General features: G+C 66.1%; 22 protein-coding genes. 11 read left to right on the top strand and 11 right to left on the bottom strand.

Translation table 11 applies throughout. From position 1 onward, the window contains the following. Positions 1-46: 46 nt before the first annotated feature. Positions 47-790, bottom strand: coding sequence for an SDR family oxidoreductase (locus ASD42_RS24320; protein WP_200950510.1), 744 nt, complete (start codon positions 788-790; stop codon positions 47-49). Between the two features lie 111 nt (positions 791-901). Here ASD42_RS24320 and ASD42_RS24315 point away from each other — a divergent pair, with 111 nt between their 5' ends. Together ASD42_RS24315 and ASD42_RS24310 are read left to right on the top strand one after the other, a co-directional pair. After that, positions 902-1,495 carry a TetR/AcrR family transcriptional regulator gene (locus tag ASD42_RS24315; RefSeq protein ID WP_056820813.1) on the top strand — a complete coding sequence of 198 codons (594 nt, stop codon included), beginning with the start codon at positions 902-904 and terminating at the stop codon, positions 1,493-1,495. 41 nt (positions 1,496-1,536) lie between these two features. Next, entirely contained in the window at positions 1,537-2,190 is a 654-nt protein-coding gene (locus ASD42_RS24310; RefSeq protein ID WP_056820812.1) for an NADPH-dependent F420 reductase, read from the top strand. 32 nt (positions 2,191-2,222) lie between these two features. Here ASD42_RS24310 and ASD42_RS24305 read toward each other — a convergent pair whose 3' ends face one another. From ASD42_RS24305 to ASD42_RS24285, 5 genes are all read right to left on the bottom strand, one after another. Further along, the gene (locus ASD42_RS24305; protein WP_056820811.1) at positions 2,223-2,981 is read right to left on the bottom strand and encodes a MerR family transcriptional regulator; all 759 of its coding nucleotides are present in this window, start codon (positions 2,979-2,981) and stop codon (positions 2,223-2,225) included. Between the two features lie 105 nt (positions 2,982-3,086). Then, the gene (locus ASD42_RS24300) at positions 3,087-4,607 is read right to left on the bottom strand and encodes a flavin-containing monooxygenase (protein ID WP_084787285.1); all 1,521 of its coding nucleotides are present in this window, start codon (positions 4,605-4,607) and stop codon (positions 3,087-3,089) included. Beyond that, complete coding sequence (locus tag ASD42_RS24295) at positions 4,604-5,524, bottom strand: hypothetical protein (protein WP_056820993.1); 921 nt, start codon at positions 5,522-5,524, stop codon at positions 4,604-4,606. Before ASD42_RS24295 ends, ASD42_RS24300 begins: the two co-directional genes overlap by 4 nt. A gap of 1 nt (position 5,525) precedes the next feature. Beyond that, positions 5,526-6,425 carry an SDR family NAD(P)-dependent oxidoreductase gene (locus ASD42_RS24290; RefSeq protein ID WP_056820809.1) on the bottom strand — a complete coding sequence of 300 codons (900 nt, stop codon included), beginning with the start codon at positions 6,423-6,425 and terminating at the stop codon, positions 5,526-5,528. A gap of 2 nt (positions 6,426-6,427) precedes the next feature. Then, positions 6,428-7,432, bottom strand: a complete 1,005-nt coding sequence (locus tag ASD42_RS24285) for an alpha/beta hydrolase (protein WP_084787284.1) — start codon at positions 7,430-7,432, stop codon at positions 6,428-6,430. Positions 7,433-7,543: 111 nt separating this feature from the next. Between ASD42_RS24285 and ASD42_RS24280 the strand changes: the two genes are divergently transcribed. Further along, positions 7,544-8,587, top strand: a complete 1,044-nt coding sequence (locus ASD42_RS24280) for a ferredoxin--NADP reductase (RefSeq protein WP_056820807.1) — start codon at positions 7,544-7,546, stop codon at positions 8,585-8,587. A gap of 31 nt (positions 8,588-8,618) precedes the next feature. Here the strand turns inward: ASD42_RS24280 and ASD42_RS24275 are convergent, their stop codons facing one another. Beyond that, complete coding sequence (locus ASD42_RS24275; protein WP_084787283.1) at positions 8,619-9,536, bottom strand: DAPG hydrolase family protein; 918 nt, start codon at positions 9,534-9,536, stop codon at positions 8,619-8,621. Between the two features lie 126 nt (positions 9,537-9,662). On the opposite strand from ASD42_RS24275, the gene ASD42_RS24270 reads away from it, so the two are divergent. Beyond that, on the top strand, positions 9,663-10,562 hold the full coding sequence (locus tag ASD42_RS24270) for a fumarylacetoacetate hydrolase family protein (RefSeq protein ID WP_056820806.1): 900 nt from the start codon (positions 9,663-9,665) through the stop codon (positions 10,560-10,562). A gap of 30 nt (positions 10,563-10,592) precedes the next feature. Here the strand turns inward: ASD42_RS24270 and ASD42_RS24265 are convergent, their stop codons facing one another. Beyond that, positions 10,593-11,066 carry a MarR family winged helix-turn-helix transcriptional regulator gene (locus ASD42_RS24265; protein WP_056820805.1) on the bottom strand — a complete coding sequence of 158 codons (474 nt, stop codon included), beginning with the start codon at positions 11,064-11,066 and terminating at the stop codon, positions 10,593-10,595. 119 nt (positions 11,067-11,185) lie between these two features. Between ASD42_RS24265 and ASD42_RS24260 the strand changes: the two genes are divergently transcribed. Both ASD42_RS24260 and ASD42_RS24255 read left to right on the top strand, forming a co-directional pair. Further along, complete coding sequence (locus ASD42_RS24260) at positions 11,186-12,067, top strand: DODA-type extradiol aromatic ring-opening family dioxygenase (protein WP_174551952.1); 882 nt, start codon at positions 11,186-11,188, stop codon at positions 12,065-12,067. Positions 12,068-12,143: 76 nt separating this feature from the next. Beyond that, entirely contained in the window at positions 12,144-13,079 is a 936-nt protein-coding gene (locus tag ASD42_RS24255; RefSeq protein ID WP_056820802.1) for an NADP-dependent oxidoreductase, read from the top strand. A gap of 116 nt (positions 13,080-13,195) precedes the next feature. Here ASD42_RS24255 and ASD42_RS24250 read toward each other — a convergent pair whose 3' ends face one another. Next, complete coding sequence (locus ASD42_RS24250; RefSeq protein WP_056820801.1) at positions 13,196-15,010, bottom strand: ABC transporter ATP-binding protein; 1,815 nt, start codon at positions 15,008-15,010, stop codon at positions 13,196-13,198. Positions 15,011-15,087: 77 nt separating this feature from the next. Here ASD42_RS24250 and ASD42_RS24245 point away from each other — a divergent pair, with 77 nt between their 5' ends. Beyond that, positions 15,088-15,492 carry a MarR family winged helix-turn-helix transcriptional regulator gene (locus ASD42_RS24245; RefSeq protein WP_056820800.1) on the top strand — a complete coding sequence of 135 codons (405 nt, stop codon included), beginning with the start codon at positions 15,088-15,090 and terminating at the stop codon, positions 15,490-15,492. Between the two features lie 65 nt (positions 15,493-15,557). Here the strand turns inward: ASD42_RS24245 and ASD42_RS24240 are convergent, their stop codons facing one another. After that, positions 15,558-16,049, bottom strand: a complete 492-nt coding sequence (locus ASD42_RS24240) for a beta-class carbonic anhydrase (protein WP_056820991.1) — start codon at positions 16,047-16,049, stop codon at positions 15,558-15,560. Positions 16,050-16,334: 285 nt separating this feature from the next. Between ASD42_RS24240 and ASD42_RS24235 the strand changes: the two genes are divergently transcribed. From ASD42_RS24235 to ASD42_RS24220, 4 genes are read left to right on the top strand one after another with little or no spacing between them, the layout of a single operon-like run. Continuing rightward, positions 16,335-16,817, top strand: a complete 483-nt coding sequence (locus ASD42_RS24235; RefSeq protein ID WP_056820798.1) for a nuclear transport factor 2 family protein — start codon at positions 16,335-16,337, stop codon at positions 16,815-16,817. A gap of 56 nt (positions 16,818-16,873) precedes the next feature. Beyond that, a complete protein-coding gene (locus tag ASD42_RS24230) occupies positions 16,874-17,440 on the top strand; it encodes a hypothetical protein (protein ID WP_056820797.1) in 567 nt (188 codons plus the stop codon). A gap of 46 nt (positions 17,441-17,486) precedes the next feature. Further along, entirely contained in the window at positions 17,487-18,299 is an 813-nt protein-coding gene (locus ASD42_RS24225; RefSeq protein ID WP_056820989.1) for an alpha/beta fold hydrolase, read from the top strand. A gap of 29 nt (positions 18,300-18,328) precedes the next feature. Then, positions 18,329-19,132, top strand: coding sequence for a MerR family transcriptional regulator (locus tag ASD42_RS24220; protein ID WP_056820796.1), 804 nt, complete (start codon positions 18,329-18,331; stop codon positions 19,130-19,132). Between the two features lie 217 nt (positions 19,133-19,349). On the opposite strand, the gene ASD42_RS34545 is transcribed toward ASD42_RS24220, so the two are convergent. Next, positions 19,350-19,490: a hypothetical protein gene (locus ASD42_RS34545; RefSeq protein ID WP_156677565.1), complete on the bottom strand. Its 141-nt coding sequence runs from the start codon at positions 19,488-19,490 to the stop codon at positions 19,350-19,352. Positions 19,491-19,648: the final 158 nt, after the last annotated feature.

The following is a 19,648-nucleotide window of genomic DNA, read 5'->3' as shown; positions in this document are numbered from 1 at the left end:
CGACGAGCACGGGGTGGGCCACCGCCGTCAGCGGTCGAGCCGGGCATCAGCCGCCGAATCCGCCGTCGATGTTCAAGCTGGCGCCGGTGATGTAGGCGGCCTCGGGCCCGGCGAGGAAGGAAACGAAAGCGCCGACCTCCGCCGTGGTTCCGAATCGGTCGACCGCCATCACGCCGAGCATGGCCGACGCGGCTGGTCCATCGGCCGGGTTGGCATCGGTGTCGACCGGGCCCGGCTGCACATTGTTGATCGTGATTCCGCGCGGAGCGAGCTCGCGGGCGAGTCCACGGGTCAGGCTGGACAGCGCGCCTTTGGTCATGGCATAGATCGAGCCGCCGGGAAAGGGCATGCGGTCGGCATTGATGCTGCCGATATTGATGATCCGCCCGCCCTCGCCCAAGTGCGCCAGCGATTCTCGGATGGCGACGATCGCCGAGCGCACATTGACCGTCAGCATCGCGTCGATCTGCGCCATCGTCATGTCGGTGATCTCGGTGAAACTGCCGACACCGGCATTGTTGACCAGGATGTCGAGGCCGCCGAACCGGTCGACGGTGTACGCCACCGCGGACACCACATCCTCTTCGGCCAGGCTGTCCGCACGGATCGCGTGCGCGACGCCTCCTGTCGCGGCAACGGCGTCGGTCACGTCTTGCGCGCGCTCCTTGGAGTTCGCGTAGGTGAATGCCACCCGTGCCCCGTCGGCAGCCAATCGGGCGACGATGCCCGCGCCGACGCCCCTGGATCCGCCTGTCACCAGCGCGGTCTTACCTTCGAGCGGTCCTGTCACCATGTGCGGCATCCTTGATTTCGAGTTATGGAGTGATTGATCAAAAATTGCAGACGGTGACGCGTCTTGTCAATTATTGAACGTTCACTCCATAACTGGTACGGTCGAAAGATGGCCAGGCCGAGGAAGTTCGATGAGCAGGCTGTGCTCACTGCCGCGAGATCGACGTTCTGGCGCGATGGCTACGCGGCCACGTCGGTCCAGGACCTCACCGACGCGACCGGGGTCGGCACGCAGAGCCTGTATGGGGCGTTCGGCAACAAGCACGACTTGTTCGTCCGGATCCTGGAGGACTACTGCGCGCGCCAGTCCGCCGGGCTCGAAGCCGCCATGGCGGCCGACCCGAGCCCATGGCACGGACTCGCCTCGGCGGTCACCTTCGAAGACGGCGGCCGTCTGGATCTACCGCCGCAAGGCTGCCTGATGGCCAACAGCGCCGCGGCTCTGAGCTCCCAAGACGAGCAGGTCAAGGCCATGGCCTGCCAGGCATACGCCGGGACGCTCGAACTGTTCGTTCGACAGATCGATCTGGCCAAAGCGGCGGGTGAGATCGATGCGGGCATCGATGCCGAGCAGACTGCCCGCGCACTGATCGCTGTCATGCAGGGAATCGAATTCCTGCACAAGTCAGGCATCGGTGACGACGAGCTACGTCGTGCGAAGAGCGCGGCGCTGCAGATGATCGAGAGCGCCCTCGCGCGCTGACGACTCACCCATCCGCCGACACCATTTCCAGGGAAGAAACCGTGACAACAATCGCCATCATCGGCGCAGGCGAGGTCGGTAGTCAGATCGCCCGTGCGGCCATCGCGAACGGCTACGACGTCGTCATCGCCAACTCGCGCGGACCCGAGACCCTCCGTGACTTGATCGCTGAACTCGGCCCCTCGGCGCGCGCCGCGTCAGCGGCCGAGGCAGCGGCGGCCGGTGAATTCGCCGTGGTGGCCGTGCCGCTCGAGCTGATCAACAATATGCCCGTCGACCAGCTCGCGGGAAAGGTCGTCCTCGACACGAACAACTACATGGCGTGGCGCGACGGCCGGTTCCCGGTGGTCGAATCGGGCGCGAAGACAGTGCACGAGCTGCGCCAGGAACATCTCCCCACGTCCAAGGTGGTCAAGGCATTCACCCATATCCAAGCTCCCCGCATCACCACAGCGGGTCGACCCGCGGGGACGCCGGGGCGGCTGGCGTTGTCGGCGTCGAGCGACTTTCCCGAGGCGATAGAATTCGTGACACGCCTGTACGACCAGTTCGGCTTCGACACCGTCGACAACAGTCCGCTCAGCGAATCCTGGCGCAGTGGTCCCGGCCAGCCCGCATGGGTCGCGCACGAGTCCCAGACTCGTCCGGAGTTGATCGCCAACCTCGCCGCCGCGCGACGAGATGTTGTGGTCTGAAGGCTGACCGACATCTGCGGGTGTACGAGGAGCTATTCCGGGTCCGCGGCAGAGCGGCTCTCGGCGGTGGTGGCGAGGTATTCGCCCAATTCCTGGGTCAACGTGCGGTCGAGCGCTTGGACGAGACTGTGCTGCACGGCGGCAACGGCAACGTCGCGCAGGTGATTGATCATGGTGGTGGTTTCGGCGATCTCGGCGTCGGTGGTCGGTAGCCAGCCGGGGCCGTGCAGTTCGACGAGATGGTCGCGGGTGACGGTGAACATCTGATGGGCGATGTCGTCGAGACGATGCTGGACCACTGCCTGTAGGTCGGCCAGGCGGCGTAGGTCGAACTTGTACTCGCGTAAGTCGACGAAGGTCTCGAGCAGGAGCGGATCGGTGAATTCCACCATGTCGCCGCGGACTCGGAGCACCCCGAGCTCGCTGAGGCGAGTCAGCATCGTCGGGTCGTTCGCCTCGGCGCCGAGGAAGGTCGCGACGAGTTCGAGGGGGACCTCGAGTGAGGCGTCGACCGGGTCGGGGGTCGCCGTACGCGGCAAACCGAGGACATCGACGAGATCCTTGCCGGTTTCCCAGCTGGTGATGAAGTCGGCGATGTGCGCGGTGGTGAAGCCGCGTTGCAGCAGCGCGTCGATGAGTTTCAGGCGCTCGAGGTGGGTGTCGTCGTAGATCAGGGCGCGCCCGGCGCGGGCGGTCGGCACCGGGAGCAGTCCGCGCTCTTGATACGAGCGCACGTTGCGGGCGGTGGTTCCTGCGGCGCGGGCGAGATCATCGATGCGGTACTCCGACACCCGTCTCGTCTCCTGTTCGTCTCGCGGCCACCGAGCAGGCACCGGCTTGTGTCCATGTCCCCGGGATGCGTCCTCGGGGACATGGACACAGGGATCGTTGTCACCCTAGCCGAGCGGGACCACGGCATGGTCGCTGGTTCCGATCACCGATTCCGCGTCGGCGGGGGTGAACAGGAAGTCGTCGGGGTCGACGTCAGCCAGTTGCCGAACGTACTGGGTGCCGAAGCCGGGGAACATCGTCGCGTTGAAGCCGTCCTCGGTGAGATACCAACTGCGGCAGCCGGAATTCCACGTCGTCGCCGTCAGACGCTGCTGTAGCTGCTCGTTGTACCGGTCCTGTTTGTCGCGGCGCACTTCGAGGGTGCGCAGATTCTGCGTCAGGATCATGCCGATGGCGTCGGTCAGGTAGTCGATCTGCGCTTCCATGTACACCAGCGCCGAATTGTGGCCGGGTCCCGAATTCGGTCCGAACGTGAGGAACAGGTTCGGGTATCCGGCCACGGCGACACTCTTGAACGCGTAGGCCCCCTTGCTCCATTCGTCAGCGAGGACCCGTCCGTCGCGGCCGGTCACCGGGATCGGGCTGCCGGTCTTGGAAACCTCGAATCCGGTGGCGAAGACGATGGCGTCGAAACGGTGCTCGATACCCTCGGCGGTGCGGATGCCGTGTTCGCTGATGCGGGCGATCGGCCAGGTGACCAGCGTGCAGTTGTCCTTCTGCAATGCCGGGTAGTAGTCGCTGGTCATCAGCAGCCGCTTGCAGCCGGCGCGGAACCCCGGGGTGAGCTGGCGGCGCAACCACGGGTCGCGCACCTGGGAACGCAGGTGCAGCTTGGCCACCGATTCCACGACCCGGGTCAGCGGCGTGTTCCAGACGACCCCGAGCGCCACCGACTCATGCCCCCAGAACCAGCCTCGGCGGGCGAGGGTCTGGGTGACCGGCAGCCGACGATACATCTGCTTGGTTCGCCGACTGGTCGGTCGGTTGACCCGAGGTAGCACCCACCCCGGAGTCCGCTGGAATACCTTCACCGTCGCGGCGCGACGGACGAGTTCGGGAACGATCTGCACGGCACTGGCGCCGGTGCCGACCACCGCGACCCGTTTACCGGTGAAGTCGTAGTCGTGATCCCAGCGTGCGCTGTGGATCTTGTGCCCCTGGTAGTCCTCGATCCCGGGAATACTGGGAAGACTGGCATTGGACAATGGTCCAGAGGCGATGACGATCGTGCGCGCCTGCACTGCGCGCTTACGCCCTGCCATGGCGATGGTCCACAGGCCGCTCACCTCGTCGAAGGTGGTTCCGGTGACGTTGTGCCCGAACCTGATTCGGGCCCGCAGGTCGAATTCGTCGACCATCGACTCGATGTAGTCGAGTATCTCGGAACTGCCGGAGTAGGTGTGCGACCAGTCGGGATTGGGCGCGAAGCTGTAGGAGTACAACCGCGAGGGAATGTCACACGCGGCGCCGGGATAGGTGTTGTCGCGCCAGGTGCCACCCACCTGTGACCCGCGTTCGAAAATAGCGAAGTCGGTGATCCCTTTCTGGCGCAACCGAATCGCGGTACCGATGCCCGCGAAACCCGCGCCGATGATCGCCACATCCAGCGGCTCGGCGGCGCTCACGCGACCGGCTCGTAGGTCAGTTCCTTGGACCAGGTCGGCTGTGGTCCGAGGAAGCGGTCGGGAACACGTGCGGTCAGTTTCACCAGCGCGTCGGCGAGCAGATGGTAGGGGTGATCGCGGTTGATCACCCAATTGGCGTGCATCTTGACGATGCGGTACATGGGTACGCGGTTGGCGATCGGATTGCGTTCACCGACAGCCCTGAAGCGTCGCATTGCCGTGTACAGGCGTTCCTCGTCCACGCCCAGGTCGACAACATTATCGCGCATCTTGTTCAACAGCGGCACATAGCTCAGAACGCCGATGAGGAACGAGGGCTTGGCCCAGCCGCCGACCAGATCGATGAGCAGTTTGCGGGCGGGGGAGTGGCCGAGCAGTTCCATGACCGCGTAGTCGGTGGCCAAGTGCCGGGATTCGTCGGCATTGATCTTCTTGAACGCGTCCTGCGCGACCGGGTCGGTGACCTCGTCGGTGATGAATTTGATCAGCGCGCCGTCGAGAGCGACCTCGAGCATCGGAATGACCGTGCCGAGGAAGGAAAGCGACATGCCGTCGGCGTGCTTGTCGAGGAAGTCGATCACCAGTTTGACGTTGATATTCGGTTCCGGGATCTCGTCGCCGTCGAGCATTCCCCAGCGGCGCATCAGCGCCAGTTCGGCGTTGGCGTGGCGCTGTTCTTCGGCGTGGAAGTAGCGGTAGATCTCACGCAACGTCTCGGTGGGCGCCTTTTGCGCCATGGCGGCGAATCCGCGGGCGCCGACGTTCTCGATCCACATCAGGTCGGCCATGAACGGCTTCAGTTTGGCGTGCAACGCGGGGTCGACGAGTTCGGCGCCCGGTGCGTCCCAGTCGATATCGGCCAGTGCCCACTGTCGGGCCTTGATCTTGGCCAGCATGTCGTCGAAGTCGAAGGACATCTCAGACTCCTGTCTTCTCGGTGTCGGTGGTCGTGACGGGCTTCGGATTCGAATCTGCTTGCGGGAGCAGGCGATTGAGGGTGCCGAGGCCGCGGGTGTAGAGGGTGGGGAATTGCCGCTTGAGTAGCCAGATCAGCCGTGCGTCGAGCTGGGGCAACACATAGAGGCGGCCTCGGTCGTTGGCATCGAGGGTCATCCGGGCGACGCGCTCGGGGGAGTAGCCGGTCCAGCGCATCAGCGTTTCGGCCAGGTTCATCGCCGTGGCGTCGATGCGGCCGTCGCGGGCGACATTGGTCTTGACGAAGGTCGGGCACAGCACGGTGACCGCGACTCCGCTACCGGTGAGCTCAGCGGCCAGTGTTTCCGACAGCGACATGACCGCGGCCTTGGAGACGTTGTAGGGCCCCATGGTCGGTGCGGCGGCGAATCCCGCCGCCGACGCGACATTGATGATGCCGCCGCGTCCGGCGGCACGCAGTTGCGGGGTGAACAGCTCACAGCCGTGGACCACACCCCACAGGTTGATGCCGAGTGCCCATTGCCAGTCGTCGAGACCGATGTCGCCGACAGGGCTACCGCCGATGCCGACGCCGGCGTTGTTGATCACCAGGGTGGGTGGCCCGCCCAAGAGCAACTCGGTGTGCAGTGCCAGGCTCTCCATGTCGCTGCGGGAGGCGACATCACAGAACAGGGCATGCGCGGTCGCGCCGTGCACGCGTTCGATCAATCGCACCGTCTGCTCGGCCCGGTCTTTGTCGATATCGGCGCACACCACCTGGCCGCCGCGGGCCGCGAGTTCGAGCGCGAACGCCCGCCCGATGCCGCTGCCCGCCCCGGTGACCACGGCCTTGGCGCCATAGGATCGACGGCTGTTGCCCGGTAGATAATCCAGTATTCCCACGGTCAGCTCACTCGCTCTCGGGTCGAGGTATCGGATGCCGCCAGTGCGTCGGCGATGAAGCGGGCCGCTCGGCGCAGCGCCGGTGCGGCCTCTGGCACCAACAGCGGCAGGGCCTGGAAGACATGGACCTGTCCGGGCCACAGCTCTAGTTCGCAGGAGCTGCCGGCCGCAGTCACCATCTCGCGCAGGTGCACGGCATCGCCGACCAGCATTTCCGTGTCGCTGGCCTGCACGAACAGCGGCGGCAGCGCCGTGCCGGGCGGGATTGTCAGCCGCAGTCGCGGCGAGTCGGCCGGTTCCTGCGCCATGTACAGCTCGGCAGCGCTGCGGCCTACGCGCGCCGAGGCCATGGCTTCGGTGCCGTGGCGCTGATGGTGCTCGGCCAACCTGAACGAAAGATCGATCAGCGGCGAGAACAGCACGGCACCGGCGGGCTGCGGGGTGGTGGTCCTGGCGTTGTCCAGCAGGAGGTCCATCGTCAGATGGCCGCCGGCGGAGTCGGCCGCGATGAGCACATCCGTTGCGCGGTAACCGTTTCCGAGCAGCCACCGATACCCGGCCCCGACATCGTCGGCGGCGGCCGGGAACCGGTGCTCCGGCGCGAGCCGGTAGTCGATCACGAATACCGGCAACCCGGTCTCCCGTGACAGTCGGGCCGCCAGACCGCGGTGTGTCCGCGCCGAGCAGAGCACGTATCCGCTTCCGTGGACGAAATAGATTGCCCGGTCGCCGAATTCGACATCCGCGGCCCGAACCCATTCCCCGCGCACCGCGCCGGACCGCACGGGCGTGACCCGGGTTCCACTAGGGGGCGGTCCGCCCACGGCCATGATCGCGGCTGTCATCGTTCTGGCCGCGGCTATGCCGAGTCGATTGTGCGGAAGTGCGCAGTTGATCGGACGGAGCACGTGGTGGCCCGCTGTCAGTGCCAGCCGGGATCGTCGTGAAGGTGGCACCGCCACCACGTTCGCCAACCGTGAGGTCGCCGTTGACCTTGTTGTTGTCATGACCTCAGTGTCATCAGCTTATGTGCCATTTGTCAATGGCACATTTGTGGTCCACGCTGTGGCTGCAGGGGCGCCGAGACTCGATACCCGCCACGAGGGAGTTGCACGACGATGTCAGCCACAGGGCTCGAACAGCACATCTACCAGGTGAAAGTCCGCGATGTCATCCGGGAGACAGCGGATGCGGTGTCGTTGACGCTGGATGCGGTGGCGGGTCCGGAAACCCCGTTCGACTACCAGCCGGGACAGTTCCTGACACTGCGGGTGCCATGCCCGAACGGGTCGCTCGCTCGTTGCTACTCATTGTCGAGTTCGCCGCATCTACCGGCCCGCCCGACCATCACGGTCAAACGCGTCCCTGACGGCCGCGCATCCAACTGGATCTTCGACAATGCCTCGCCCGGAACGGTTTTCGACGTTCTCGCGCCGGCTGGCAGCTTCGTCCCTCGGGACTGGACCGCGCCGTTCCTGCTGGTGGCCGCGGGAAGCGGAATCACCCCGATCATGTCCATCCTGCGGACTGCCCTTGCCCTGCACCACAATCCGATCACGGTGGCCTACGCGAACCGCACCGCCGAATCCGTCATCTTCACTCGCGAACTCGATGCGCTGGCCCGATGCCACCCCGATCGTCTCACCCTCACGCACTGGCTGGAATCGGAATCCGGCCGCCCCACCGAGGTCGCGCTACGGTCCTGGCTCACCGCGCCCGCGGAGTCACACGCCTACCTCTGCGGTCCGGCGCCCTTCATGGCGGCAGCTCGCGGCGCACTGGTCGCCAACGGCCTTGCCGCGCAGCATATTCACGCCGAGACCTTCCTGTCGCTGACCACCGATGCTTTCAGCCCACCCGCCCAGGCTGTCTGCGACAGTGCGTCGAGCTCGACAGCGACGGTCGAACTCGACGATGAGATCCATTCCATCACCTGGCCGACTGACGCCGTGCTCCTCGATGTGCTGCTCGCTCGCGGATTGGACGCGCCCTATGTGTGCCGCGAGGGAACCTGCGGCGGCTGCGCGTACACCCTGCGCCGAGGCGAGGTGCACCTGCGCGAGAACCACACCCTCGACGAGCACGATCTGGCCCGCGGTACCCGACTTGCCTGTCAGTCACTGCCGCGAAGCGAGATTCTCGACGTCGCATTCGACCTATGACCGGGCTCGAATGGGTCGCGCTCGATCGGCGTCAGCGGGCGAATTCCTGGTAGAGCTGCGGCAGGAATCCGGCCAGATGATTCATCTCCTGACCGCAGTGCAGGAGTAGTTCGCGGGCGAGGTCGACATCGAGGACGAGGTCTCGGGGGTCGACGGCAGGCCCGCGTTCGATTGCTTGCGCGGCCTGGGGCAGGTCGGGTTGGTGGAGGCCGTGGATATTGAGGTAGAAGCGACTGCGCATCTCGCATCCCGCGGGTATCGGCCTCACCTGGTGCGCCAGCCAGCCGAGGTCGACCGGTGCGACGATGCTGCCGACCCGTCCGAGAATGATCGTGTGCTGATCGGGGACGTGGAAGCCATGGGCGCGCGGGTCGGTGAAGGCAATCGCCAGTTGCTGGAGTTTCGGGCCGATGTACTCGTCGACGTAGGCGATGTTGCCGATGTACTTGTCGCGGTCGGGGATGCGTTCCGCCGACCGGTCTCGGGCGATGGCGCAGTAGAGGTGCGCGTCGGGGTGCCAGAGTTTGTAGCGTGCGGATTCGACGGTGTGCCAGGCGAACCACCAGTCCCACATGGCGGCGGTGACGCCCCGCATCTCGGTATGCACCGCGACCCAGATCGCGCCGGATGCGGTTGTGCCGTAGCCGGTTTCCACCGCGGCGACGCCGTGCGGTGAGAGGTCCGTCGGAAGTGCGGAAAACTCGGGAATCTGCTCTGGTGGTGTCGGGCCGCCGAGATAGGCCGCAGCCACCGACGGCAGAACGGGAGCAGTTTGCGCGGCCATGAATTTCGCGTACGGTTCGGCGCGGTCCTCGGCGGAGTATCCACGGTATCGAACGTTCGGATCGGCGGCGGCGGAGACCGGGAGACCGGACAGTGCCAAACCTGCGCCGACGACCGCCGCCAACTGGATCGCGCCGCGCCTGTTGGGTTTTGGTTGACTCGGCATCCGTCGACCCTATGGTCACCGAGAACGGGTACCGAGGCCTTGGATCAGGTCTGTGAATTGCCACAATTTGCGGAGGTGGCATCGGGGCCGAGCCGACCTTCGGCCACAGTGAACAGAGGATCATCGATGAAGTTGCGTCGTATTCGGACCGAGGATGGATTGCAGACACAGTCTTTCCGTGATGGGCAGTGGTCTGCGCATCCGGAACCGATGGTGGGCACGGTGTTCAGTGATCAGTGGGAGCTCGGCGTCGCTGACGGGCACTTGCGGGAGTCCGAGCTGTTGCTGCCGTTCAACCCGGCCTCATTTCGGGACTTCATGTTGTTCGAGCAGCACAATATCGACGCCAGCCGCGGTCTGGTGCGCCGATTCCATCCGACGCAGTACCGGTTGGCCGCCGCGGTAGAACGGCTGAGCGGTCGGAGTTTTCCGCTGTTCAAGCCGAAGCCGTTGTTCTATCAGCAGCCGATCTACTACCTGGGAAACCATCTGACATTCGTTCCGTCGGGTACCCCGATCTGCGCACCGGCCTACTCGTCGGCTTTGGATTACGAACTCGAGATCGGATTCGTTCTCGCTGAGCCGCTGTACTGTGCGACGCCGGAGCAGGCCGCCGCCGCGATCGGCGCGTTCGTCCTGCTCAACGACTTCAGCGCGCGAGACATTCAACGAGCCGAGATGGCCAGCGGATTCGGGCCACAGAAATCCAAGCATTTCGCCAGTTCGATGTCGGCGACAGCCGTGACCGCGGACGAAATCCTGCCACGCATCGACAATCTCACCGGGTCGGTCAGAATCAACGGAGACACCGTCGAGACGGTGTCGAGCGCCGGGATGCGATGGAGCCTCGGTGAAGTCCTCGCCCATGCTTCCCACAGCGAACATCTCTATCCCGGAGAGTTGTTCGGAACCGGCACGCTGCCCTGCGGCAGCGGTATGGAAACCGGCCACTGGCTCGAACCGGGAGACGTCCTCACTTTGACTCTCGACGATATCGGCGAGGTCGAACACCTCATCACCGGCTGATAGGTATCCGCTGCGGCGAATCCCACCCGCTCAACCCTGTTCGAGTTCCCCGCGCACGGTCGCGGCGATGCGGGTGAGTGCTGTCCCGAGGTTGCGGCGCTGAGCGGTGGTCAGCGGATCGAACACGAGCCGCTTCACGTGCGCGACGTGCTCCGGGGCGGTCTCGACGAGCTTCCGGCGGCCGCCGTCGGTGAGGGTGGCGAAGGTGTATCGGCCGTCGCTCGGGTCGGGTCGGCGGGTGACCCAGTCGCGGGCTTCGAAGCGGTCCATCGCTTTCGACAAGCGGGGCTGGGTGCTGTCGCAGACCCGGGCGAGGTCGCTCAGGCGCATCGTGTCGTCGTCGGCCATGGACAGCTGGGCGAGCACCCCGTACTCGAAATTGGAGATGCTCGCGTCGCGTTGTAACTGGCGGTCGAGAGCTGCCGGCAGGGCGATGACGACCGTCAGCAGTGCCTGCCACAGCTCCTGTTGTTCGTCATCGAGCCAGGGTGAGGGGGTGTTCATGCGCTCATCGTACTTGCCTGGGAAACCTTGACTTGCTTGGGCAAGTCAAGATGCGCTACATTTTGACTTGCCTGGGCAAGTAAAAACACTTTCCCAGGCAAGCTGAGGAGCTGATTTCTATGACTACGAGCCGAGGGCCTTCCACGAACGACCGAGCTTCCAACAGGCCCGCCGCGGCCTACGCGGATCTCCTCGCTCGCGTTGTGCCACAGGCGCGCGACCAACGCCTGTGGAGTCCGGCCGATGGGCCACTGCCGAGCCTGTTCGTCAGCCACGGCGCCCCGTTCACCCTCGACGATCCGCAATGGCTCGGCGACCTCTACGCCTGGGCTCGATCGATGCCCAAACCCCGTGCGATCGTGGTTGTTTCGGCTCACTGGGAACAGGCACCGGCCGCGATCACCGCAGCCGCGGCAGGTACCCCGCTCTACTACGACTTCAGCGGCTTCGACCCCCACTACAAGACCCTTCCCTACGCGACCCCGGACGGCACCGACCTCGCTCGCCGACTCGCAGGTCTGCTGGGCTCCACGCCCGTGCACGAGTTCGCCGACCGCGGCCTGGACCACGGCGCGTTCATCCCGCTCATGGCCATGTACCCCGCAGCCGACGTCCCGGTCGTGCAGCTGTCGATGCCCAGCCTCGACCCCCGCGCGCTTCTCGAACTCGGCGCACGCCTACGGCCGCTGCGCGAAGAAGGCGTCCTCGTACTCGGCTCGGGCTTCATGACGCACAGCTTCGCCGTCTTCCGCCGACCGGAGCTCGTCACCGAGACAACAGCTTTCGACGAATGGGCAACCGATGCTCTCGCTCGCGGCGACGTCGATGCCCTCACCGATTACCGCGTGAAGGCACCCGGTGCCGCCGTCGCCCACCCGACGGCCGAACACTTCGTCCCGCTGCTGCTCACCGTCGGTGCCGCTACCGACCCCGCCAGCGCGGTGAGCGCGATCGACCGCCTGGTCATGGGCAACTCCATCCGCTCGGTCCAACTGACCTGAGCCGGAACGACTTTCCCTTCCCACTCGATCGCCCATCTCGTGGCGACGACATCGAAACACCCCGGAGGACAGTTCCATGAAGGCAATCCGTTTCCACGAGTTCGGCGCCAGTGAAGTCCTGCGTTACGAAGACGTCGACCGTCCGGTTCCCGCACCCGAGCAGGTGCTCGTGCAGGTCGAGGCCACATCGTTCAACCCGGTCGACGATCACATCCGCGCCGGGCACCTGGCGGAGATGATCCCGATCGCGCTGCCCTACGTGCCGGGCATCGACCTGGCAGGCACCGTCGTCGAACTCGGCGCGGACGTGACGAGCTGGGCAGTCGGCGACCGGGTCGTGGCGATGCTGCCCCTCGACTCCGCTGGCGGCGCAGCCGAATTCGCGCTGGTCCCCGTCGAGTCCCTGGCCACGGCACCGCAGACGATCGAGTTGGTCGACGCCGCTGCGTTGCCGCTGACCGGCCTCGCCGCCTGGCAGTTGGCGTTCGAGCTCGCCGAGCTGAAACCGGGTCAGACGGTCCTGGTCAACGGGGCGGCGGGTGCGGTGGGCAGTCTCGTGGTGCAGCTCGCCGTCGATGCGGGAGCGCAGGTGACCGCAGTGGACGCGCCGGAACACGCCGACCGGCTCCGCGGCTACGGCGCGGTCCGGGTCGAAGGCCCCCTCGACCTCGCCGACGGTCCGGACGCGGTGGGTGGTCCGTTCCAGGTCGTGGTGAACCACGTGCGGGTTTCCCCAGAGGAGCTCGCACAGCTGACGAACTATGTCGCCGACGGCGGGATCGCCACAAGCTCGGCAGGCCCGATTCCCGAGGACACTGCCCGCGGGGTCCGCAGCGAGAGCCTGTGGGTCCGCAGCGACGGAGCGCAGCTGAGCGAGCTGGTCACCAAGGTGGACGCAGGCAAGCTCCACCTCCACATCGCCGAGCGTCGCCCGGTGGCAGAGTTGGCCGACGTGCACGCGGACGCAGGAGCAGGCCGCCTGACCGGAAAGACCGTCCTGCTCGCCCCCTGATCGTCGTCAGCCGAGGTGAGGTGCGCACCCTGCGGGAAGGTACGCATGCTCATGTACCGACCTGCAGAGAGGAGATCCTGGGACGAGCGGCGGTCGCCGGGGGAGAGCCCGTCGGCTCAGGCCGCCACTACCTCGGCGGCGCCGTTGAGTCGGGCGTAGCGTCCCCCGCCGTCGACCAGCGTCGTGTGATCGCCGAGCTCGACGACCCGGCCGTGGTCGAGTACGGCGATCTGGTCGGCGTCGCGGATGGTGCTGAGCCGGTGGGCGATCGTGATAACCGTGCGGCCCTGGGCCACCACGTCGATGGCGGCCTGCACCGCACGCTCGGTCTCGTTGTCGAGGGCACTGGTCGCCTCGTCGAGCACCAGCACGCGCGGGTCGCGCAGTAGGGTTCGGGCCAGGGCGATGCGCTGCTTCTCACCGCCGGAGAACCGGTGTCCACGCGACCCGACCACGGTGTCGTAGCCCTGGGGCAGCGAGGCGATCAGTTCGTGGATCTGCGCGGCGCGGGCCGCGCGCTCGATCTCGGCGTCGGTGGCGCTCGGCGCGGCGAAGCGGAGGTTCTCGCGAATGGTCGTGTGCAGCAGGTACGACTCCTGCGACACCACACCGACGATCCGAGCCAGGGTGCCGAGCTCCAGGTCGCGGACGTCGACGCCGTCGATGCTCACCCGCCCGGCGGTCGCGTCGTGCAGTCGCGCGACGAGCGAGGCGAGGGTGGTCTTGCCGGAGCCGGTCTCGCCGACCAGGGCCAGTGTCGACCCGGCCGGCACGACGAGCGAGACGCCGTCGAGCACGTCGGGGCCCGCCGCGTCGTAGCGGAAACCGACATCTTCGAACCGGACCTCGCCCACGACATCGCGCGGGTCGAGGTCGACCGGGTGGGTGGGCTCATCGATCTCGACCGGGAGGTCGAGGTAGCCGAAGATCCGGCTGAACAACGCCATCGAACTGGTGACTTCGACACCCACGTTGAGCAAGGCCATCAGCGGCCGGAAGAGCCCGGCTTGCAGCGTGGTGAACGCGACCAGCGTGCCGATCGTCATGCCGCTACTGGTCGCCGGAAGGCCGGCGGCGAGGTAGAGCAGGGCGGGGATGGCCGCGAAGAGGATGCTCATGGAGGCCATCCGCCAGCGGCCCGCGAGCTGCGAGCGCACTTCGAGGCCGACCAGATCGTGCGAGGTCTTCTCGAATTGGGCGGAGGCGAGGGGACCGGTGCCGAGGGTCTTGCCCAGTTGCACGCCGCTCACCGAGAGCCCTTCCTCGACCTGACCGTGCAGGTCGGCGAGGTGGCGTTGGCGTTGGGCGGTGATGTCGCGGCGAAGCAGGGCGACGCGTCGGGTCAACCAGATCGCCGGTGGTAGCACCACCAGCGACAGCAGCGACAACCGCCACGACAGCACGGCCATCGCGACGGCGGTGCCGACCACGGTGGTGACGTTGCTCGCGATGGAGGTCGCGGTGCTGGTGACCACCGACTGCATGCCGCCGACGTCGTTGATCAGGCGGGACTGGACCTCACCGCCGCGCGTGCGGGTGAAGAACGCCAGCGACTGCCGCTGCAGGTGGCGGAACACATCGGCCCGCAGCACGTGCATGACCTGCTGCCCGACGGTGGTGGAGATGAGCGTCTGGCCGACGCCGAGTACCGCGGTGAGCACGGTGACGGCGAGCATGCCGCCCACGGCCCAGAGCAACAGCGACACGTCCTGGTGGGGCAGCGCGTCATCGATCACCAGTCGCAGCAGGAACGGTGAGGCGAGGCTGATCGTCGAACCCGCCACGATCAGGACGGTCAGCACGATGAGCTGAAGCCGGTACGGCGCGAAGAGCGCGGCGATGCGGCGCAGAGACACCGGGGACTCGCGCAATTGTGCGCGGTCGGCCGGGTCGGGTCGGCGGGTGCGGCCGCCAGAGACTTTCACTTCCATATGCAACCCCCTTGGGTTGTGTTTATGCTGAGGTTACCTCACTATCTGGTAGGGGAAACAAGGCGAGAGGCGGGTTTATGCCCGACAACGAGAGCGATCTGCTGATGCAGGTGGCCAGGACGCTGCGTCGGCGCTGGTCGGCGATGTACGCGCCGATGGGGCTGACCCCGCACCAGGCCCGCGCGCTTCGGGTGGCAGGCGAGCACGACGGACTCCGGTTGTCGGCCATCGCCGACGCGTTGCGGATCAGCCCCCGGTCGGCCACAGAGGTGGTGGACGCGCTCGAAAAGGCTGAGTTGGTCACGCGCGAGCCCGACCCGACAGACCGCCGCGCCACTCTCGTGTCCGTGACCGCACGGGGTAGGCGAACCCTCGACACCCTGACCGAGGCCCGGACGAAGGACGCCGACGATTTCTTCGGAAGACTCACCGACGTGGAGCGTGCCTCGCTGCGGGACATTCTCGGCAAGCTCGTCTCCTGAGCGGGGCGCGGCGAGAAGTGCAGATGCCCGAGCGGTTCGGCCGCTCGGGCAGTCTCCCTCGAGGATCAGTCGAGCACTTCGTTCAGTTTCCCGGTTGCGACGTCGAAGACGAATCCGCGCAGGGAAGTGGTTTCGGTGATGAAGGGGCTGCGTTCGATCCGGCGCAACGAGTTGCGGACGTCCTCGTCGAGATCGCCGAAGGCCTCGGCGGACCAGGTCGGCTTGATGCCGATCTCGTCCTGGATGGCCCGTTTGAAATCGTCGTCGGTGAAGGTGAGCATGCCGCAGTCGCTGTGGTGGATCAGGATGATCTCGGTGGTACCGAGCAGCCGCTGGCTGATGGCCAGCGAGCGGATCTCGTCATCGGTGACCACGCCGCCCGCATTGCGGATGACGTGCGCCTCACCGTCCTGTAGACCCAGGATGCGGTAAACGTCGAGGCGGGCGTCCATGCACGCCACCACGGCGACGTGCTTGCTGGGCGGCAGGGGGAGCGGGCCCTTGAATTGCGCTGCGTACGCGGTGTTGTTGCTCAGGTATTCGTCTGTGACGGTCATGGCGGCGTCCTCGGGTCGATGGGTTGCGACATACGAATCTCCGCATTCATGGTTGGTGCAGTGCCGGAGAGCGGCCAGAGATTCGCGCAGATCGAGGAGAAGGGTCGTTCGCAGCGATGCGAACGAGTAGAAGCGCGCATTCTGCGGTGCCCGATCTGCGAGTCCGTGCTTCCTGATGGCGCTGCGCCGATCAGTCCGTCGTGACATCGCGGCGGGAAAGCCTCCTGAGTTGACAACGTCGGCCGAACGCTCACCCGGATCTAGAACACGTTCTACAATCCGGCCATGGACCTTGTCGCGATCGAGGAGATCAAGCGTCTCAAGCACCGCTATTTCCGCACACTCGACCTGAAACTGTGGGACGAGTTCGCGGACTGCCTCGCCGAAGACGTCTCCGCGCGCTATGGCACGCAAGCCATGGGCGAGCCGCTGCACTACGACAACCGGGCCGACGTCGTGGCGTTCATGGAGAAGAACCTCGGGCCCGGGATCATCACGATCCACATCGCCAATCACCCCGAGATCGAGGTCGACGGCGATACCGCGAAGGGTTCCTGGGCCTTCGAGGACACTGTCCTCGTGCCGAGCGCGAAGGTTCAGATCCGCGGCGGCGGATACTATTCCGACACCTATCGTCGCGACCGGGACGGGGCGTGGCGGATCGCCTCGACGCGGTACGAGCGCATCTACGAGGCACTGACCTCGCTGGAGGACCTGCCGAGCTTCACACTGCTCGCCAACCGCTGGGATCCCTCGCTCGAGCACTGACTTTCCGAACGTCATGCCGGACTGCGCATGTCGGACATCGTTTCTACAATCTCAGCGTGACGCTCACCCTCGCCGACCTCGTCGGCTACACCGATCGTGGCCTCGATGCCGATCTCGCCCGCTGGTTCCCGGATAGCGAACCGGTTGTCGTCGCCGGCGAAACCCGTTCGGTGGAGCCATTTCTCGAAAGATTGGCTCCTGTCGACGCTGCCGCACTCGCGGCCTTCGATCGCCGGGTCCGCTCCGGTCGGCTGCCGGAGTTCCTCGACATCTTCGACTGGTCCTACGCTTTCGACTTCGCCGACAACGGCTGCAGGATTCTCGATGCCGACTACGCCACCGAGCTGACCGACGAGGACGTGTTCTCCGTCGGCGCCGATGGCAGCGGCAACCTCTATGTCGTGCTCACCTCCGGTCAGGTCGCGGTGTGGTTCCACGAGGAGGAGGTGCTCGAGGGCGGCACCCGCTTCGACAACCTCGACGTCTTCCTCTGGTCGTATGTGCGCTACCGAGCGGTGCGCGCGGGCAAGCTCGCCCTCTCCGACGTCGAGGCCGACTTCACCGCGCTCGGCCAGGACGGCGCGCTGGCCGAGGACCTGGGGTTGCTGAGTCTGATGGCCTAGGGCACGGTTGACCCTGACGTAGGGTAAACCCCGCAGCATGGTCGGCATGACTACGACAACCGATCACTTCACGGTCCGCCACGACGGCGTCACGATCCCGGTGTCTCGCGGTGGCGAAGGACGACCCTTGGTTCTGTGTCCTGGTCTGGCTTCGACACAGGCCGACCTGCACGAACTCATCGACCTGTTGCGGCGCGACTTCGACGTGGTGACCTTCGACCTACGGGGCCACGGCCTTTCCTCTGCCGGGGACCGCTATTCCTTCGAGGCGTTCTTCGGCGATTTCGTCGCCGTGATGGCGGAGCTGGGCCGCCGCGGCCTGCCCGCTGCGCCCGTGCTCGCCGGTCACTCATACGGTGCGGATCTGGTCGTGCACTACGCCGGCGAATATCCCGACGCTGTCAGCGAACTCGTTGTCATCGACGGGGCGAATCCGATCCCCGAACCGTTCATCACCGAGATCGACCTGCCGGAATTTCGCGTGCTCTGGGAGGACCTGGCGGCCTGGCTGGAGACCGTCGAAGGCACTGCGCGCCAAGTGCTGCTCACGGCACAGGAAATCCTCGACCTCAATCTCGAGCTCGATGTGATCCGGTCCGGAATTCTCGACCGGTACCGCCGGATCGACCGTCCGATCCGCGTGATCATGTCGACCTCGATGGCCGGTGACAGCGTCGAGGGGCGAGCGCCGCGGCACAATCGGCTCTGGCGGGCAGGCATCGACCGGCTGGTCCGCGAGCGGCCGGACATCTGCCCCTCCTGGCTCGATGCCGGTCACGCGCTGGTCCTCACGCACGCTCCGGACATCGCCCGGATCATCCGGAGCGAGCGAACTCCCGCCGACCAGGCGGCTTCTTGAACTGGTCTCGGGCCGGGGAGACTGATCCGATGCTGACGATCGGCGAGCTCGCATCGTATGCCGGAGTGACCGTGCGTGCTGTGCGGCACTATCACGCCAAAGAGCTACTGCCGGAGCCTGAACGAGACCACTCCGGGTATCGCAGGTACGACGCGGGCACCGTGGTGGAGCTGATAAGAATCCGGACCCTCGCCGGAGCGGGGGTTCCGTTGGCGCGCGTGCGACAACTGCTCCAGGCCGACGCCGAAGAATTCGCGGCGGCGATCGCGGAGATCGATACGCGGTTGCGGGCGGAGATCTGGCAGCGGCAGCGACACCGCGAACGGATCGCCCGCCTCGCCGCGGGGGACAGTCTGGCGTTGCCGCCGGAGGTGGTGGAGTTTCTCGACCACCTGCGGGCACTCGGTGTCGACGAGCGGATCGTCGAGGTCGAACGCGACGGCTGGATCCCGCTGGTCGCGCACTCACCCGAGCGAGTTCCGGAGTTGATGGCACGCAAGCGGGCGCAAATCGCCCATCCGCAGCTCGTCGACTTCTACCGCACCCTGGGCGAAGCCCTCGACCGAACCGACAACGACCCGATGCTGATCGAACTGGTCGACAATATGGCCGCCTACCTCACACAGCTCGCTGATGAGCAGGGCGAGGACTACGTCGGCGGCGGCTTCGAGCCGTCTCTGGTCGAATTGCTCGACGCGCTGGCATTCGACGCCGCACCACCGACCCGTCGACTGATCGAGTTGCTGAAGCAGCGGGGCTGGACCGGTTGGACCAAGCTCGAGCGCGTGGATCCGAGACGGAGCGGTGTTCCAGCCACTGAGAGCGCTCGATAGGCGGCCGCACAGCGCATCGGAGCCGGTCCGGGCGAAGCTGCCTGTGCCACTTGTGATTGCGCTGGCGCGGCTCCCGTGTTCGAGCCCCTGAAGCGCCTAGAGTGAACCTTGCCCCCGCGACGTGGCGGCGGAGTGTGGGTGCATGGGGAAGGGTTCGCCTCGGTCGGCTGGCCGGTCGAGGCGAACCGCATCGCCCCGCATCGCCATGCGCGAGCGATCAGCTTCGGGTGGCGCGCTCCCGCGCTACTTCGGGGGCAGTGCCGGGTGGGTCTTCCAGCGCCACCGCGCTGATCCAGAGCCCGATCATGTCGGCGGTCTGGTCGATCACCGCGTCGCGGTCCATGCCCTCTTCTTCCATCGGCCACCAGAGCCCGCACGAGTGGGCCGTTGGCCACGAGGATCTCGACCGCGACGCGGATGATCTCGGCAACCGTGTCGCGCCGTGGTCTGTCGACGACCGACATGGTGAGCAGCCGAGCGTATTCCTCCTCCGCCTGCACGAACAGACTGTCGGTG

The organism is Nocardia sp. Root136 (genome assembly GCF_001427185.1).
Lineage (GTDB): Bacteria > Actinomycetota > Actinomycetes > Mycobacteriales > Mycobacteriaceae > Nocardia > Nocardia salmonicida.
The sequence above is the reverse complement of the archived record's forward strand: the minus strand, read 5'-3'. Positions and strand labels throughout refer to the sequence as shown.